This window comes from Paraburkholderia phenazinium (assembly GCF_900142845.1).
Taxonomy (GTDB): domain Bacteria; phylum Pseudomonadota; class Gammaproteobacteria; order Burkholderiales; family Burkholderiaceae; genus Paraburkholderia; species Paraburkholderia phenazinium_A.
The window spans coordinates 3,358,067-3,373,970 of the sequence record NZ_FSRU01000001.1 but is presented as its reverse complement, the minus strand read 5'-3'; the positions used below and the strand labels follow the sequence as shown (position 1 = coordinate 3,373,970).

The following is a 15,904-nucleotide window of genomic DNA, read 5'->3' as shown; positions in this document are numbered from 1 at the left end:
CTTTTTATGTCCACGTCCATTTGATCGCCTCGGGAATTCAGACGGGCTATCGACCGCGGAAGATTTCCGCGCCTTCTGTCGTTCTCACCACGGCAGGATTTCACCAAAACGGTCGGTATAGCGAAGTCCCGGCACGCCTGCGTTGCGCTCGACCACGTCGACCACGAGCGGGATGCTCTCCGAAATCTCGAAGGTTGCCTCCGGTCCGCCCATTTCAGTGCGGACCCAGCCTGGAGCGACCAGGAGAAGTGCGCGCGAATCGTCCGGATGGCGTGTCGAGAACGCCTTCATCAGCATATTCAGCGCTGCCTTGCTCGAACTGTATAGCTCCCAGAACCCGAAGCTGTTGGTAATGCTGCCGATCTCGGACGACATCGCTGCCATCACGCCATTCTCCGCGACAATGTCCCGAAATACCTCGATGACTCGCATTGGGCTAAGCGCGTTCGTCAACATCATGTCGAGAAAGTCTTTCTCTTCCACCTGGACCGTCGTCAATACATTCGCCTTGGCGATGCCGGCGTTGACGAAGAGCGTATTGAGCTTGCGCCCCTCGAGTCGAGTGCGCAGGGTTCTCACCGAGGCCAGGTCCACGATATCCACGGTCTCAAGCTCAAGCGATTCCGGATAGCGCTCAAGCAGGCTTGCAAGTCCGGCGGACTTGCTCCGCGACGTCGCAATTACATGCCAGCCCCGGCCGCAGTATTCCTCCGCAAGAGCAAGACCGAGCCCACGCGAGGCACCTACGACGAGAACACTTTTTTTAACTGTCATTTAAATTCTCCTGCTTTAAATAGGCTTCAGATACACAGTAACAATTCGGTCCCTACATGCCGGGTGTCGGGATGAGCCGCTTGTAGTAGACCCCGTCCTTCATCACGACCTTGATGTTGTCGCGGTCCTGGAGAAGCTTGATGTTCTCGACCGGATCGCCATCGACGAGCAGCAGGTCGGCGAGGTAGCCATCGCTGACGAGACCGAGGTTCGGGATATCCATGATTTCGCCACCCCATTTCGTGGCGGCCATCAGGGCATCGGCCGGCGTGAAGCCAAGAATGTTGACGAAGTGCTCAAGGTCGCGTGCGTTGGTGCCGATCGGATTCCATGCGAACCCGTAGTCGCCGCCCGGGAGAACCCGCAGGCCGCGTTTCCTGAGTTCGCCGTACACCTTCGGGCATTGCTCGATCATGGTGAAGAGCTCGCTCTTTTCGACAAACTCCCGGGTGATGCCCCACGGCTCTGCCTCGTACGCGGTTGCGTAAATTACGCCAATGGCCGGCGCGAGAAACACGCTGTCGCGCTTCGCCTCGAGCAGGTCGTACGTTTCACCCTCGATGAAATCGCAGTGATAGATAACGCGGAAGTCATACTTCAGGGCAAGCTTCACGGCCGCATCCGCACGGGCATGACACGATAGCCAGGCGCCGCGCATATGGGCCTCTTCCGCGGCGGCGGCGACCTCTGCCTCCGTATAGGAAAGCCGGCGGGCGAACCCCTGACGTCCAGCAAACATGTCACCCGAGATGTTCATCTTGATGGTGTCGACACCCTCGCGAATCAGTGTCCTGACCGTTCGCCGGATTTCATCGGGGCCGTCTGCAATCAGTTCGAAGCCCTGGTGGTTCGTGTGGTATTGACGTTCGTCCCCAAGACCTCCTGTTGCGGTGAGTTCAGGCGAAGCGGCCCGCATGCGCGGCCCGGGGAATTTTCCCGCGTCGATGGCGTCGCGAAGCACCGCTTCGAGCCGGAACTTCGCCGAAGCCGCCGAGTACAGACTGGTGAAGCCCGAGTCCAGCATCAGCTTGACGTTCTGCAGCGCGAGGATGGTGTGTTCTTCAATCGGAATCAGGCCAAGTTCACTGAACTGTGCCATGTTGCTGTAGGTGACGTGAGCGTGCGCTTCGACGAGGCCTGGCATCAGCGTCATGCCTTTGCCGTCGATGACGTCGTAGTAGGATTCACGCGGAATCCCGCCATTGCCGCGAGCCACGGCGCGGATCAGATTGCCATCGACAAGCGCTTCGCCCACGAACGTTGGTGCACCCGTGCCGTCGAAAATCTTCACATTGGTAAAAAGCTGCGGATTCATCATTTGCCTCTCTCCATAAAGTGGCTATCCAGTCGCAGTCGCTGGACGGCCTTTAGTTTTTACAGGCTAGCACGCCTTAGAAGAGCCAGGTATTGGTCGTACACCTGGAGTTCACGCGTGGGTCCGGAAAAAATAGACTATCTGATAAGAGAGTGCCAGTGGAATCACAGGAGCGCGTGAAAACACCAAGGAGGCCTGGAGAAATCCGGCCACTGAACCGGATTGCCGGGCACGCGCCTGGCGGCACAACCGAGCAGGCAACGGACGCGGAGCGAGATAGCTCTCTAGCCGGCTTATGATTGATGTCGGAAAGCGGATCGCACTTGGTTTACCGTTTATTTCGTCAAATTAGAATGGCCAGAGCGGCATCCCTGTTATGACGAAATGGCATATGTTGGACTGTACGATACGTTTCGCCGCTCGTGGATCGGGACAAATGGTGGGTATAACTAACAAGTGCGCCACCGACTTTACCGACGGTTAGGTCGGTCGACAACGTTAAGGGGGCGTAACGCACACGCTATTCTCTGGAGAAACCAGCATGGTTTTGGATACGGGTGCGCCACACAAAATAAGACAGTTCGACTGAAATGGGTGTCCTGTTACTTGTTTTTGCGCGTATACAGACCGCCTCAGACGTTCCTGCTATAAGCGGGTCGAGGTGTGAGTCAGTTTCGTTAGACCACAGCGTTCGCAGAAAAAGTAGATGAAAGTGTGCTGCTCGGCAAAGCCGTGTCAGGCCAATTCCGCTCACATAAAATTTTGATTGTCCGTTGGCTCTGGTCGAGCACATCATTGTCCACTTCGGCTCATGCTTCTGTTAACTTTTTGCGACGGGCAATTTTTTTCGGTACTCCGGAAGGGGGCGTCACGTTATCGTCCATCACGCGATAACCAGATCATTCATCCACCCGGAGAAACAGATGAAACGAACAGCGCTTTCGACACTCTCGCTGACACTGTTGACTGCTGCAGGCGCAGCACATGCACAAAGCAGCGTCACGCTATACGGCACCATCGATACGTCGATTACCTTCATTCATAACGCGAACGCAGCCGGCCAAAATCAGTGGTCCGTCGGCAACGCGAGTAACGGGGATCTCTCCGGCAGCCGCTGGGGTTTGAAGGGTCAGGAAGACCTGGGCGGTGGTCTGAAGGCGATCTTCCAGTTGGAAAACGGGTTTAACCCGAGCACGGGGCAACTTGCGCAGGGTGGCCGGGAATTTGGTCGCCAGGCATTTGTGGGTTTGACCTCAGGCCAATTTGGCACGTTCACGTTGGGCCGCCAATATGACCCACTCGTTGACCTTGTGCAGGGCATTACTGAGGATAACTATTTCGGCAGCGGGTTTGCAACCGCAGGTGACGTCGACAACTACGATAACAGTTCCCGTACCAACAACGCGATCAAATACCTGTCGCCGGTGTACTCTGGACTGCAGGTCGAGGGCATGTATGCGTTCGGTGGCGTCGCGGGACAGACGGGCTCGGGCCAGACCTGGTCGGCCGCTGCGGCGTATAACAACGGCCCGATCTCAGTGGCGGCGGGTTACTTTGTGGCAAACAATCCGTCTGTGGGTGGCCTCGTGCGACCCTCGACAACAAGTGGCTCCGGCTGGGGCGGGTCATCTGACGGCACCTTCGACGGCTCGCTGATCAATCTGGGCTTGCAGAGCGCGAAGTCCATCAACATTGCCCGGGTCGCGGCGCAGTATGTGGCGGGGCCGTTCACGTTCGGTGCGGCTTATAGCAACGCACAGTACAAGTCGGATGGACAATCGGCATTCTCGTCGACTGAGAAATTCAACACAGGGCAGGGCTTCCTCAACTATCAAGCCACCAAGGCAATCCTGTTGGGTGTGGCTTACAGCTATACGAAGTCGAGCGGCGACACGGGCGCGACCTACCATCAAGTCAACATTGGCGCTGACTACAACTTGTCCACTCGCACTGACCTATATTTGATAGGCGCATGGCAACACGCCAGCGGAGAAACACTTAGCGCAAGCGGCACCGCCGTGGTGGCTGCGCAGGCGTCCGTGGGCTCGTATGGCTACGGTGGCACCAACACACAGGAAGTGGTTAGCGTCGGACTACGCCATAAGTTCTGATGATGCCCTGGATGCGGCGCTCGCAACGAAAGAGCAGCGCGTGACAGAAAAAAGCCGGTCGTGAGCATGCGCTGACGACCGGCTTTTTTTCAGCGCGCCTGCAGCGAATACCCACGCGGGAATGAGAGCTATCTGCACGCCCAAAATACGCGTTACCTGAATCCCTGAATCTGAAGCAGTCCGATGTGAAGCCGTGCTTTCGGCCATGTTGCCGAGGGCGGAAAAGGAATGCGCTTCATGTTGGTGGAAAGCCGACAGGAGTATGCGAAAGATCGAACTCGCGTCTCAAAAAGCCCAGCTCGAGGCTTAGCTATGCCATACCGTTATGGAAGGTATGACGTGACGGCGGTCCTAATCCGATGAAAGAAGAATGAGAATGCTGGAACACTGTATTTGATTCAGTTCTAGCGAAAGGGGGGCACTATGTTTTCCGTGATTGGAGTCACCGGCCAGGTAGGAGGCGTTGCTGCCCGACTGCTTCTGGCAAACGGATACGACGTTCGCGCCGTTGTTCGAAATCCGGACCATACGCCGACGTTGCGGGAGCAGGGATACGAGGTTTCGGTTGCCAATTTGCGCGATACGCAAGCGTTGGCGCTGGCGTTCCAGGGAGCGGAAGGCGTTTTTGTGATGTTGCCCCTGAATTTCGATCCTTCTTCGGATTTTTCGGAAGCGCGCGAAATCGCCTCGTCTTTGCACGACGCGATTGTCACCGCGCAACCTCGCAAGGTCGTCTGCCTGTCGACCATTGGGGCTCAGGTGTCTCAACCTAGCCTGCTCACGCAGGTTCGCTATCTGGAAGAAGCGCTTGGCAATCTCCAGATGCCAGTCGCGTTCGTGCGTGCTGCGTGGTTCATGGAGAACGCCTTATGTGATGTTGAGCCTGCGTGTGAAAGCGGGGAGATTCCCACCTTTTTTCAGCCGCTTGGCCAGACCATTCCCATGGTGGCAACGGCCGACATCGGACGCGTGGTTTCAGAGACGCTCACAGAAGAGTGGGACGGTATTCGGATCATAGAACTTGAAGGTGATAGGCGTATTAGCCCGAATGACATCGCCCGGACCTTTGATCGACTGCTCGGACGCGAAGTCCGGCCGAAGCTGGTTCCCCGGGACGCATGGGAGGCAGTGTTCCGCGCGCAAGGCATGAAGAATCCTGGGCCGCGCATGCAAATGCTCGATGGCTTCAACGAAGGCTGGCTGAAGTTCGAGGGCCGTCGGACCGAAACGCGAATTGGGCGTGTACCTTTAGATGTCGTATTGCGCGAGCTTATTCGAAACGCGTGCTAATCCAGCTTCTGTGTCAGTAAGGCGCAACAGGCTCGGAGCGCCCGACGGCTCCTTACGACTCAACGCCTATCGACACGATGCTGATCTGCCGAAAACCTTTTACTTGTAGTCAGGATTCCGATGGATACTTTAGAAAACATGCGGATGTTCGTGCGAGTTACGGAAACCGGCAGCTTCACGAAGGCCGCGAATCTTGCGTCTGTGTCGACAGCACACGTTTCACGTGCAATCACGGACCTTGAATCGCATCTGCACACACGACTGCTGCAAAGAACAACGCGGCGAGTCACGCTTACCGGTGCTGGCGAACGCTATCTACAACGCTGCGAGCACATTCTGGCCCATGTTGAACTCGCAGAGACCGAGGCGGCAGGCGCGGGCACCCGCCCCTCCGGCAAGTTAAAGGTCCACGCGACAGCCAGTGTCGGTCAACACCATCTGGCGCGGCTCATCGCACGCTATAGCAAACGGTTTCCGGAGGTACTGATCGAGCTGGTACTCTCGCAGAACGTGCCCAATATCGTTAACGAAGGTATCGACGTGTCCGTGGTGATGACGCGAGATCTTGTGGATTCGAACTTGGTGTCCCAACGCATTGGAAGCGTGCAAACGATTCTGTGCGCCTCTCCACAATACCTGTCGAGGCGCGGCACTCCGGCTCGTCTTGCGGACCTGAGCCAACACACATGCCTGCAATTGATGTTGCCGGATGTGCCTCCCGGAGAATGGCAATTTGAGGATGTAAGCGAGCCGGTTTTTTGTCACATGCGGCCTGCACCGCTCACCGTCAATGTCGCCGAAGCGCTGGTCGAGACGATACGTGAGGGGATGGGAATCGGACCTTTGCCGATTTCTGTCGCGCTGCCGGGCTTACGCGATGGGAGCCTTGTTCGCGTCTTGCCTGAGCACCGCCTGCGAGAGTGCAACATCTATGCGATATATGCGTCGAGACGCTACCTCGACGCCAAGATCAGAACCTTCGTCGAGTTCGCGCGAGACCAGGTGCCGCTGGCGCTGGCTGACGAGAATCGGGAGCTCCTGTCGTCGGAGAACACTCCGCTGGCTCAACCCGTAATCTAGTTGATAGCGTGCGGGCACTGTTCGGCGTAGACCGCCGCCGTGCCACGACGGCATTGGAACGGCATAACCGCATGGCCAGGAACAATCAACAGACGATCAATGAGTTTCTGCTGTACACACTCAATTTGAAACTGACGAATCGCGCGTGGTCATGGGACGCGTACGGCGAGGATGTGGTCGTATTGAAGTTGTGGGCGATGCAACGGGAAAAATTGCCGGACGGCACCGATCGAATCGAGGTGTGGAGTCCGCCGCCGTGGCGCAAACTAGTGAAGATCGCTCGCAATGAGCGACGGCTAAACATCGACAGGCTGAACGAGGGTGGTACTACGTACGCAATCCTGCGTGGTGGTGACGGTTCCGACGAACGCGAGGCGTGGGACTACGATGCAGACCGTCTGTACAAGTTGAGCCGGGTGGTTGTCGATCACGATGGCCACGAATACGCGATCGTGGACTGCGCCATATCGATCGACGAGTTCCTGATTCGCCGAGCGCAACTGCGGTGGCTCTCCCGGACGTAGCGATACGATTCGCCGACACCTACGGTTCGCGGCGCAAAAATCAGACGACGGTTTCTTGAGAAGACTATCCATGCCATGTCGGCATTGTAGACATGACACGATGTTGGTCCTAATGCGCTGAGGGAACTGATCGACAAGCTGACGGAGCGGTACGTCATTCGCCCGCCTGATCACCGATCGCCAGCATGCCGGTTGTAGATGATTTGCGCGGTGATGCGATGCTACGACGTTATGACAGACATGACCTGCCGTACGTAGACGTCTTGGCTACGACTGCCGAAAATATCATCAAGTTCAGCGAGTGCAAATAGCCAGAGGGCGAAGCCCGATGTAACTGGATATTTACGGAATGACGCTACGTTGAACTGATTAAGGAAATGCTCGTCGAGGAAATGCAGTTAATAACTTCTGCGATGCAGCTTTTTTTCGCTCATTCAAGTTTTCGTTGATACACAGGAGCATGAAAATGATCGTCAACATTCGCAATCTGGTTATTGGTTTCGCGGTGGTTCTGCCCATTCTTGCGAGCGCTCAGGAAAATAGCACTCCCGTCACGCGTGAGCAAGTACGTGCTGAACTGGTGGCCCTCGAAAAAGCTGGTTATCATCCGGGCAAGCCCAGCCCTTACTACCCGGCAGACATTCAGGCCGCCGAGGCCAAGGTCCGCGCGAGCAACGCAGCGGGTGGAAATCCGCAGACTTCCTATGGTGGTGTAACCAGCGCGAACTCGGAGTCTGGGGAGCAGGGGACCGGTACGCCTTGAACCAGCACGCTGCTTTCGCAGCGTGGAGCAGCCATGTGGGACGCGTGTCGGTAAGCCCTCGGAATTTTGAGGTTCGTCCTCTAGCTTGCCTGGGGCAGGTCGGACGGTGTCTGACTTACGCGAAATTCCGCATGGCTGTTCAAACTCCATCGGCGCAGGCTCCACTTTGCTAAGCGCCGTCATTGAAAGACATGGGAATCGGGGAAGTGTATGCAATGTAACCGATTCAACGATGTCGCCGGCCATTGGAACGTTTGGCATTTCTGGTTCAACCGAGCTTACCTCTCTGTGATGACGTTTGATTGCTTTTCGTGGACCTTGGCGTGGAGCTCGCTGGCATCTGCCGAAAGTAGAAGTCGTGCCCGGAAGGCTATGTCGATCATCCATGTCCGTATTCGGACAGCCTACATGACGTGCCATTTTGCCGGTGGTGGAGGTGGCGTGGTATTCGGGTGGGTCTGGGGTCAATGGGGCTGGACAGGGATCTGCGCTGCCGGGGTCTCGATTCTGGCTATTCAATTGGCTTGGCGGCTGCTGCCGCTGCAAACATCTGGTCGACATGTCAAAAATCGTTGACGAACTCGTTGTCGATGCGCAAATCGATGAGCTCGAAAGACTCTGCCTCCCTCTCTTTGATAGATGGTGCGAGAGAAAAAGCGTACTACCACTTGCTTACCTCATGAGTGCGTGGCCGATCATTTCCCTGAGTCGATTGTTACATGCTCTCCGGGCACTTCTACAATATCATCCGCAGACGCTAACGCCTGATGAGTATCAAGTTGTCGCGCAGATCTTAAGGATGGGTGTCCATAGCGTCGAAGAGGATGCAGAACACCTCGTGGCATGACGACCCATTCGATAAAATTTGCACTACTGCATCGAGATTTCAAGCTGCGCGAAATTGAATCCGTAGTTCGGTCCTTCGAGCGGTCGGACGTCTGGCGTGCAGTTTGCGGAAAGTTCCAGGACCGGGGAAGCAGTGACATAGCAGAGATTGATGATAAATATAGGATTCCATATAAATATCAATGACAGAGTTGGATTCTAGGATACGCGATACGACGCTCTGATAAGCATGCGATCTGACACGCTCGTAGAATTTGTTCATAGGATTTTCTGTCCCAGGTTGTTTAAAGACGGTTCATAAAACTCGGGACAGTTCCTTCCTCGAAAAGATAGAGCCAGGAGACGGCGTCATGTTAGCCACACGCGAGAGCCAGGAACAATCTCAGGTCGTTAGTCAGGATATGAGCGAGAGGGCGCGGTCGAATACCGTCGCAATCTGCCGAACCTGCCCTAGGGACCAGCCGCACAGCGGTGCGGTGGGATTGTCCCTGTATAACGAAGTCAAAGAAAGGTTGACCGGCCAGGGCGTAACCGTAATGATGGTCCATTGCCTCGGCAGTTGTCGGAAGCCCTGTGCCGCTGCGCTTGACGCGCCGGAAAAGCCGCGCGTCCGCTTGTCGGGTCTGAAGGTTAACGACGCTGCGGATCTGATCAGCGCTGCTCTGGAATACCAACAGACGGCATCAGACGACGTGAGCGTTACGACACTGCCGGCGGCGTTGCAGGGACACGTAAGTGCGATCTCGCCGAAGCGAAGAAAAGGTACTGCATAAAAGCGGCTTTCCTCTTGGAAGAAGGAGATTTAAATGAGCAAGGGATATTGGGTGTCGGCCTATCGTGAAACGAAGGACCAGGCCAGGCTGGCGACGTACGCCCAATTGGCGGTACCCGCTGTGGAGGCTGCCGGCGGCAGAGTGATCGCACGTGGAGTGGCTGACGAAGTCCGTGAGCACGGTTTGAAGGAGCGAACCGTTGTGATTGAGTTTCCGTCCTATGAGCAGGCCGTTGCCGCATACGAAAGCGACGCGTACCGGAAGGCGCTTGAAGCCTTGGGCGACGCCGTCGTGCGCGATTTCCGGATCATTCGCGGCGTGGAATGACGTGCAGGGCGCGGTGAATGGCGAACTGTGTCTTGACTTCAGCACCTCAGGACAATCGCATCACCTCGGCTTTCATGGTTTATTGGCTCTCGTAGCAGTTCGATAAATGCTCGCAATGCCGCTGATACATTACGCCGATCCGGATAGTACAGACACAAGCTGGCTGAACTGACGGTCCAGTCCTTTAGCACAGCTACGAGCCGCCCCGTCGCGAGTTCATCCGCTACGGGGGCTTCCCACAGATACGCGACGCCCGCACCTGCAATCGCAGCATCACGCATCAGCGTGGGCTCGTCTAGCGTCAGATTTCCTGGTACGTCGAGCGAGAGTTTCTCGCCCCGTCGCTCGAACTCCCAACGGGACAGCTTGCCGCTTGGCCAGCGCGCTCGTATGCATTGATGCGACATCAGATCCTTTGGCGTGCGCGGCTTCTTGCATTGCGCAAAATATGATGGCGAGCCGACGACGGAAAATTTCAATGCACCGCCAAACGGCACAGCGATCATGTCGCGTGGCACATCATCTGCGGCACGGATGCCAGCATCAAAGCCTCTACCTACGATATCGACGAAGTGCGCTTCCGTGGCGATGTCGACGCTCATCTCGGGGAACCGGCGCAGATATTCCAGCACGACTGGAACGAGGATAGCGCGCGCAGCTCCAACCGCGCAGTTCAGTCGCAAGGTGCCTGTCGGCATTGCACGATGATTGTTGACGGCGGCCATCGCCTGCTGGATTTCGGACAGGGCGGGACCGACGGTTGCGATGAACTGCTTGCCAGGTTCCGTGAGCGCGACGCTGCGGGTCGTCCGGTTGAATATCCGCACACCCAGCCGATTTTCGAGTTGCACGATCGCACGGCTCAACGCTGTCGACGACATGCCTAGTTCACGTGCCGCCGCACGAAAGCCACCGAGCCGCGCGACGGCGAGCACGACTTCCAGTTCGATCAAGCCTGATTTGAGCATTGTCCCGATTTCCGGATCAAGTCGTGTAAGTTTATCCCTCTTATCGGCTCGGATGCAATCGACTACGCTGGGACACGTGACCATTTGATCGAGGCATTCATGTACAGCATTGAACACATCTATATCGACGGCCAGTTTGTGCAGCCAAATGGTCAGGAGTGGTTCGACCTCCACAACCCTTCGACAGGTGACGTAATCGGCCGGGTGCGTCTTGCCGACGTGCAAGACACGAAAGATGCGATAGCCGCCGCGCGCCGTGCATTTCCGGCGTTCGCGCGTACGACCAGAGAGCAGCGTATTGCGTGGCTCAAGCGTCTGTATGAGGCCATGCTCGCGAATGTCGATCGCCTCGCCGCTGCGACAATCGAGGAATATGGCGCGCCCTCGACGCGTGCAAAGTGGGGAGCACGTTACGCCGCCGAGTCCTTTCTGCACGCTGCGCAGACGCTGGAGGAGTATTCGTTCACGCGGAGGATTGGGTCGGCGGAAGTGGTGATGGAACCGGTAGGCGTCGCTGCGCTAATTACGCCTTGGAACGCGAACGCCGGCTTTATCTGCAACAAGCTGGCAACGGCGATTGCCGCGGGCTGCACGGTGGTCATCAAACCAAGCGAAATGAGCGCGCTCCAGACGCAGATTGTCACCGAAGCCCTGCACGAGGCGGGTCTGCCAGCCGGCGTGTTCAACATTGTGACGGGACGGGGCGACATTGTGGGTTCGGAACTGAGTGTGAACCCGAACGTCGCGAAGATCTCCTTTACGGGGTCGACTGCGGTCGGCAAATCGATCTTGCGCGCCGGCGCCGACACGATGAAGCGGGTGACGCTTGAACTTGGCGGTAAGTCGCCGACACTGATTCTTGACGACGCCAATCTCGAGACAGCGGTACCCGTCGCCGTCACTTCCGGATTCCAGAATAGCGGCCAGGCGTGTATTGCGGGTACACGCATTCTTGTACCTGAGGATCGTCTTCAGGATGTCATCCGGCTGGTGAAGGAAGCCGTGTCAGCGGTAAAGGTCGGTCACTTGAACGATGCCGATTCGGCAATCGGACCCATGGTCAGCCAGCGACAATATGAACGGGTGCAGGGATATATCCGGCGCGGTGTCGAAGAAGGCGCGACGCTCGTAATTGGCGGAGAAGGTCATCCGGACGGGCTGGCCGGCTACTATGTAAAACCCACGGTGTTCGCGAACGTGACGAACGGCATGAGCATTGCGCGTGAAGAAATTTTCGGGCCAGTGCTGTGCATTCTCACCTATCGCAGTGAGGAAGAAGCGATCGAGATCGCGAACGACACTGTCTACGGGTTGCACGCGTACGTGATTTCAGCGGACATCGAACGGGCCCGTGCTGTGGCGTCCAGGCTCGAAGCCGGCCGCGTGAGCATAAACGGCGCGCCACATGAACCGCTCGCACCTTTCGGCGGTTACAAGCAATCCGGCATCGGTCGGGAATACGGGACATTCGGGCTCGAGGCGTTTCTTGAGACGAAGGCCGTTCTCGGTGCAATCGTATTGGAGCCGCAATGAAGGACGCCATGGAACGGGGTCTTGCCGTATTCGAGCAACTACGTGGTGCTGAGCGAGCGCGGAACATGGCGGACTCGATGACTGATGGGAAATTCGGTGCATCGATGGCGGCCCTGTCAATAGATTTTGTGTTCGGAAGCGTATGGGCGCGTGAGGGCCTTGATCGTCGTGCACGCTCTCTCGTTACGCTCGGTATTCTGATTGCGCTACGCCAACGCGACGAACTGAAGAATCATGTTCGCATCGCGTTGACTAACGGTTTGAGCATGGGCGAAATCGAGGAAGTGATGATTCAGGCGTCTGTATATGCCGGGTTTCCGGCGGCGCACACTGCCAGCAATGCCGCAGCGGAGGTGCTCGAAGCGCTGGAAATCGAGCGAGGCAGTGCGGTGAGTGGGCGATGATATTTCCAGTCCAGCGCCACCCCGCGGAAAATACCGTGCTGGTTACGGGAATGCCGGAGGCGCTCAATCGTGCAATCCAATCAGGAAAAACATGAGAAGCATAAGCAAAGCCGTGGCAGCGGTGACGCTCGGATTGACAGCAACGCTCACGGCAACTGCGGACGCGACGCCCAAACTTGCCACTGAACAGACGATCGGCCATATCGAACCGGTATTCGAGTTCTACGGTGCCATGCCCACCGGTGTAACGAAAGCGCCAGACGGTCGCCTGTTTGTCAACTTTCCACGTTGGGGAGACGACGTGCCGTTTACCGTCGGCGAGATCGTCGGTAAGCGGATCGTGCCTTATCCGGACGCACAGACGAATCGCGCGGATCCCGCGCATCCTGCCGATAGCCTGATTAGCGTTCAAAGCGTCGTTGCTGACTCGCAGAACCGGCTGTGGATTCTGGACACGGCGTCGCCGAAATTGGCGGCACCGATCCAGGGCGGCGCCAAACTGGTCGCCGTCGACCTTGCTACCAACAAGGTGGTCAGGACGATTCTCCTTCCGCCGAACGCGTTGTTGCCGACAACGTACCTGAACGACGTGCGTTTCGATTTCCGGTTCGGTGCGCAAGGCATTGCCTATGTTACCGACTCGTCGCCGCATGGGCCAGGTGGAATCATTGTTGTGGATCTGGCAAGCGGCGAGGCGTGGCGCAAACTATCAGGGGACCCTTCGACCAGCGCCGATGCGGCGTTCGTTCCAGTGGTGGAGGGCGAAGAGATGGCAACCGACGGTCCTGACGGAAAACGCCGGCCGCTACATGGTGCGGCAGATGGCATTGCGTTGTCAGCCGACGGAGCGACGCTGTACTACTCACCGTTGTCCAGCCGCCATCTGTATTCGGTGCCGACTGCGCTGCTGCGCGATCGCAATGCGAGCCCCGCGGCGGTAGCGGCAGCTGTGCGGGATCTGGGCGAGAAGGGCGCATCCGATGGTCTTGAAGCAGATGCGAGCGGCGCTATCTATGCCGGCGATTATGAACACGACAGCATTCGCCGGCGGCGTCCAGACGGTGAGTGGCAAACCATTGCACACGATCCGCGCATTCTGTGGCCGGATACTTTGTCGGTCGGGAACGACGGCTATCTGTACTTCACGGCGAACCAGTTGCCTCGGCAGGCTTCATTTCATCATGGTCACGATTTGCGCAAGAAGCCTTATACGTTGTTCCGCATCAGGATCGACGCAAAGCCTGTGACGCTCGCTCCGAATCCGGTTTGAATTCCTCATACGCTTAGCATGGGTTACCCATGATGCCAACCAGATGCTGCCGAATGATTCCGGTGATATGCCCTTTGCGACTCGGCTCGAGCATGCCAACCCGACGGGAATAGATGCCGTCGGGCACAGGGAACACGCGTAGCGCAGGGTCTTTGTGCCAACCGGAATGTGCGAGCATCGGTACGATGGCAACACCCACTCCCTGCCTGACCAGTTCGCTGATCCCCAGAATCGAGTCTAGCTCCAGAATCTGCCGTGGTCTTGTGCCCACCCGACGCAATAGTCGCTCTATCTGCGCGCCGGTTGCCGTAGCCCTGTCATAGCGAATGAACGGGGATGTTTCCAACAGGCTATCAAAGTCGTCCTTGCGACGGATCTGTCCACGATTTGCAAGCAGGACGAGTGGCTCATCATACAAGTGAGTCCATCCGATACCGCGAAAGGGCCGGCGACTGTCTTCAATAACAACCGCGGCGTCCAGCTCGCCCGACCCTACCCGAACGATCAGATCGCTCGATCGTCCGGTCGCCAAAGTAACCTCGAGTGCGGGATGAACCTGCGCAACCTCGACCAGGCATTTCGAAAGCAACCCCATCCCGGAGACGATCGCGCCTATCGAAACGTGCCCGGCAACATTGTTTTCAGTTTTGTCGCCTGCAACGATCCCTTCATAGTCGGCCAGCAACTGCCTGACTTGCGGAAGCAACTGGTAAGCCTCTGGGCGCAGCGTGATTGAGCGCTTCTCCCGACTGAACAAAGGCCGGCCGAGTTCGCTCTCCAGTGCACGCATCTGCTGGCCGACAGCGGCGTGCGTCAGCGCGACACGTTCAGCCGCGGCAGCGAAGCTTCCATGTTCGGCAATCGCAACGAAGGTTCTGAGGAACCTCAATGTGCTCATGGGTATCTCCCTTCGATCAACGGACTCTGCGTTTTCAGCAACACCTGATTGGAAAGAAATTGTTTAATTCAAATAAAGCAAATTTAGCTTTTTTTTTGAATTGACCAATACGATACTCTCCGCATCAGCAAAAGGGAAACGTCATGGATACCTCTGACACAACAAAAACGTCTGCATCGGCATCGCGCTCGGATCGCATGTACAACTTCGGGAACACCACCGTCTATTCGCATACGAAGGATCCGCGCTTCGCTTATACCCTTTACGTGCCGAAGAGCATTCTCGATCCTGAGTCTGTTATTGACCTCATCGTCGTCGTTCATGGGTCGAACCGCAGAATGGAGGGCTTCAGAGATCGTTTTTCCGAGTTCGCGGAGTCGCACAACTGTGTCGTTCTGAGTCCTCTGTTTCCCGCCAACGTTTGCGGCGACGACAATCGTGACGGGTATAAGCAGCTACGCGAAGGAACGATCCGCTACGACCAGTTGCTGCTGGACATGATCGCCGAGATCGAGAAGAAGTATCAACGCAGATGGGAGACATTTGGGCTCTTTGGATTTTCGGGCGGTGGCCAGTTTGCCAACCGGTTTTGCCTGCTGCATCCTGGGAGGCTATGGGCCGCATCGATCGGCGCGCCTGGCTCGGTCACGCTGCTTGATCCGACCCGTGACTGGTGGACTGGCACGCGTGACGTCGAGTCCCATTTCGGGAAAAAGATCGATGTGGAGGCGTTGAGAAAAGTCCCGATTCACATGGTGGTCGGAAAAGCCGATATCGAGATCTGGGAGATTACCCATCAACCGGACGGCGCGCACTATATGCCCGGCGCGAACGACGCGGGCCGTACGCGTCCCGAGAGACTGAAGTCGCTCAAGAACAGCTTTGAGTTGCATGGGATCAACGTTGCGCTGGAAGAAGTCGAGAACGCCACGCATCGATCCGCAGAGGTGATTCCGGCAGTCCAGGCATTCTTCGCGCGTGTACTCGCCAGCAAGCGGGGACCTCATCCTGCCTCAATTGCCTGATCT

The 15,904-nt window shown here is 56.9% G+C and carries 15 protein-coding genes; 11 read left to right on the top strand and 4 right to left on the bottom strand.

Features of this window, described 5'->3' with window-relative positions:
• Nucleotides 1–84: 84 nt before the first annotated feature.
• Together BUS12_RS14835 and BUS12_RS14830 are read right to left on the bottom strand one after the other, a co-directional pair.
• The gene (locus BUS12_RS14835) at nt 85–774 is read right to left on the bottom strand and encodes an SDR family NAD(P)-dependent oxidoreductase (RefSeq protein ID WP_074267578.1); all 690 of its coding nucleotides are present in this window, start codon (nt 772–774) and stop codon (nt 85–87) included.
• 52 nt (nt 775–826) lie between these two features.
• Nucleotides 827–2,092: an amidohydrolase family protein gene (locus BUS12_RS14830; RefSeq protein WP_083611636.1), complete on the bottom strand. Its 1,266-nt coding sequence runs from the start codon at nt 2,090–2,092 to the stop codon at nt 827–829.
• A 920-nt stretch (nt 2,093–3,012) separates the two neighbouring features.
• On the opposite strand from BUS12_RS14830, the gene BUS12_RS14825 reads away from it, so the two are divergent.
• The 7 genes from BUS12_RS14825 to BUS12_RS14790 all read left to right on the top strand — a co-directional run bounded on the left by BUS12_RS14825 (nt 3,013) and on the right by BUS12_RS14790 (nt 9,803).
• A complete protein-coding gene (locus BUS12_RS14825) occupies nt 3,013–4,200 on the top strand; it encodes a porin (protein ID WP_074267579.1) in 1,188 nt (395 codons plus the stop codon).
• Nucleotides 4,201–4,623: 423 nt separating this feature from the next.
• The gene (locus tag BUS12_RS14820) at nt 4,624–5,490 is read left to right on the top strand and encodes an NmrA family NAD(P)-binding protein (RefSeq protein WP_074296352.1); all 867 of its coding nucleotides are present in this window, start codon (nt 4,624–4,626) and stop codon (nt 5,488–5,490) included.
• Between the two features lie 120 nt (nt 5,491–5,610).
• Complete coding sequence (locus BUS12_RS14815; RefSeq protein WP_074267581.1) at nt 5,611–6,570, top strand: LysR family transcriptional regulator; 960 nt, start codon at nt 5,611–5,613, stop codon at nt 6,568–6,570.
• Nucleotides 6,571–6,641: 71 nt separating this feature from the next.
• Complete coding sequence (locus BUS12_RS14810) at nt 6,642–7,094, top strand: hypothetical protein (protein WP_074267582.1); 453 nt, start codon at nt 6,642–6,644, stop codon at nt 7,092–7,094.
• Nucleotides 7,095–7,560: 466 nt separating this feature from the next.
• The gene (locus tag BUS12_RS14805; RefSeq protein ID WP_429306793.1) at nt 7,561–7,857 is read left to right on the top strand and encodes a DUF4148 domain-containing protein; all 297 of its coding nucleotides are present in this window, start codon (nt 7,561–7,563) and stop codon (nt 7,855–7,857) included.
• 1,196 nt (nt 7,858–9,053) lie between these two features.
• Nucleotides 9,054–9,476: a DUF1636 family protein gene (locus BUS12_RS39800; protein WP_074267584.1), complete on the top strand. Its 423-nt coding sequence runs from the start codon at nt 9,054–9,056 to the stop codon at nt 9,474–9,476.
• A gap of 33 nt (nt 9,477–9,509) precedes the next feature.
• Nucleotides 9,510–9,803, top strand: coding sequence for a DUF1330 domain-containing protein (locus tag BUS12_RS14790; protein ID WP_074267585.1), 294 nt, complete (start codon nt 9,510–9,512; stop codon nt 9,801–9,803).
• A gap of 38 nt (nt 9,804–9,841) precedes the next feature.
• On the opposite strand, the gene BUS12_RS14785 is transcribed toward BUS12_RS14790, so the two are convergent.
• Nucleotides 9,842–10,771, bottom strand: a complete 930-nt coding sequence (locus tag BUS12_RS14785; RefSeq protein WP_074296349.1) for a LysR family transcriptional regulator — start codon at nt 10,769–10,771, stop codon at nt 9,842–9,844.
• A gap of 99 nt (nt 10,772–10,870) precedes the next feature.
• On the opposite strand from BUS12_RS14785, the gene BUS12_RS14780 reads away from it, so the two are divergent.
• The 3 genes from BUS12_RS14780 to BUS12_RS14770 all read left to right on the top strand — a co-directional run bounded on the left by BUS12_RS14780 (nt 10,871) and on the right by BUS12_RS14770 (nt 13,978).
• Nucleotides 10,871–12,304 (top strand): aldehyde dehydrogenase family protein, encoded by a 1,434-nt coding sequence (locus BUS12_RS14780; RefSeq protein ID WP_074296348.1) that lies wholly within the window; start codon nt 10,871–10,873, stop codon nt 12,302–12,304.
• Entirely contained in the window at nt 12,301–12,708 is a 408-nt protein-coding gene (locus BUS12_RS14775; protein ID WP_074296347.1) for a carboxymuconolactone decarboxylase family protein, read from the top strand. Before BUS12_RS14780 ends, BUS12_RS14775 begins: the two co-directional genes overlap by 4 nt.
• A 112-nt stretch (nt 12,709–12,820) precedes the next feature.
• Nucleotides 12,821–13,978 carry a major royal jelly family protein gene (locus BUS12_RS14770; protein WP_253190077.1) on the top strand — a complete coding sequence of 386 codons (1,158 nt, stop codon included), beginning with the start codon at nt 12,821–12,823 and terminating at the stop codon, nt 13,976–13,978.
• Nucleotides 13,979–13,991: 13 nt separating this feature from the next.
• Here BUS12_RS14770 and BUS12_RS14765 read toward each other — a convergent pair whose 3' ends face one another.
• Nucleotides 13,992–14,876, bottom strand: a complete 885-nt coding sequence (locus BUS12_RS14765) for a LysR substrate-binding domain-containing protein (RefSeq protein ID WP_074296345.1) — start codon at nt 14,874–14,876, stop codon at nt 13,992–13,994.
• Between the two features lie 143 nt (nt 14,877–15,019).
• On the opposite strand from BUS12_RS14765, the gene BUS12_RS14760 reads away from it, so the two are divergent.
• Entirely contained in the window at nt 15,020–15,901 is an 882-nt protein-coding gene (locus tag BUS12_RS14760; RefSeq protein WP_074296344.1) for a hydrolase, read from the top strand.
• The last annotated feature ends 3 nt before the right edge of the window (nt 15,902–15,904 follow it).

Excerpts from the sequence above, each read along its gene's own strand:
- BUS12_RS14835 (WP_074267578.1), bottom strand. The coding sequence starts at position 774 with ATGACAGTTAAAAAAAGTGTTCTCGTCGTAGGTGCCTCGCGTGGGCTC.
- BUS12_RS14830 (WP_083611636.1), bottom strand. The coding sequence starts at position 2,092 with ATGATGAATCCGCAGCTTTTTACCAATGTGAAGATTTTCGACGGCACG.
- BUS12_RS14825 (WP_074267579.1), top strand. The coding sequence starts at position 3,013 with ATGAAACGAACAGCGCTTTCGACACTCTCGCTGACACTGTTGACTGCT.
- BUS12_RS14820 (WP_074296352.1), top strand. The coding sequence starts at position 4,624 with ATGTTTTCCGTGATTGGAGTCACCGGCCAGGTAGGAGGCGTTGCTGCC.
- BUS12_RS14815 (WP_074267581.1), top strand. The coding sequence starts at position 5,611 with ATGGATACTTTAGAAAACATGCGGATGTTCGTGCGAGTTACGGAAACC.
- BUS12_RS14810 (WP_074267582.1), top strand. The coding sequence starts at position 6,642 with ATGGCCAGGAACAATCAACAGACGATCAATGAGTTTCTGCTGTACACA.
- BUS12_RS14805 (WP_429306793.1), top strand. The coding sequence starts at position 7,561 with ATGATCGTCAACATTCGCAATCTGGTTATTGGTTTCGCGGTGGTTCTG.
- BUS12_RS39800 (WP_074267584.1), top strand. The coding sequence starts at position 9,054 with ATGTTAGCCACACGCGAGAGCCAGGAACAATCTCAGGTCGTTAGTCAG.
- BUS12_RS14790 (WP_074267585.1), top strand. The coding sequence starts at position 9,510 with ATGAGCAAGGGATATTGGGTGTCGGCCTATCGTGAAACGAAGGACCAG.
- BUS12_RS14785 (WP_074296349.1), bottom strand. The coding sequence starts at position 10,771 with ATGCTCAAATCAGGCTTGATCGAACTGGAAGTCGTGCTCGCCGTCGCG.
- BUS12_RS14780 (WP_074296348.1), top strand. The coding sequence starts at position 10,871 with ATGTACAGCATTGAACACATCTATATCGACGGCCAGTTTGTGCAGCCA.
- BUS12_RS14775 (WP_074296347.1), top strand. The coding sequence starts at position 12,301 with ATGAAGGACGCCATGGAACGGGGTCTTGCCGTATTCGAGCAACTACGT.
- BUS12_RS14765 (WP_074296345.1), bottom strand. The coding sequence starts at position 14,876 with ATGAGCACATTGAGGTTCCTCAGAACCTTCGTTGCGATTGCCGAACAT.
- BUS12_RS14760 (WP_074296344.1), top strand. The coding sequence starts at position 15,020 with ATGGATACCTCTGACACAACAAAAACGTCTGCATCGGCATCGCGCTCG.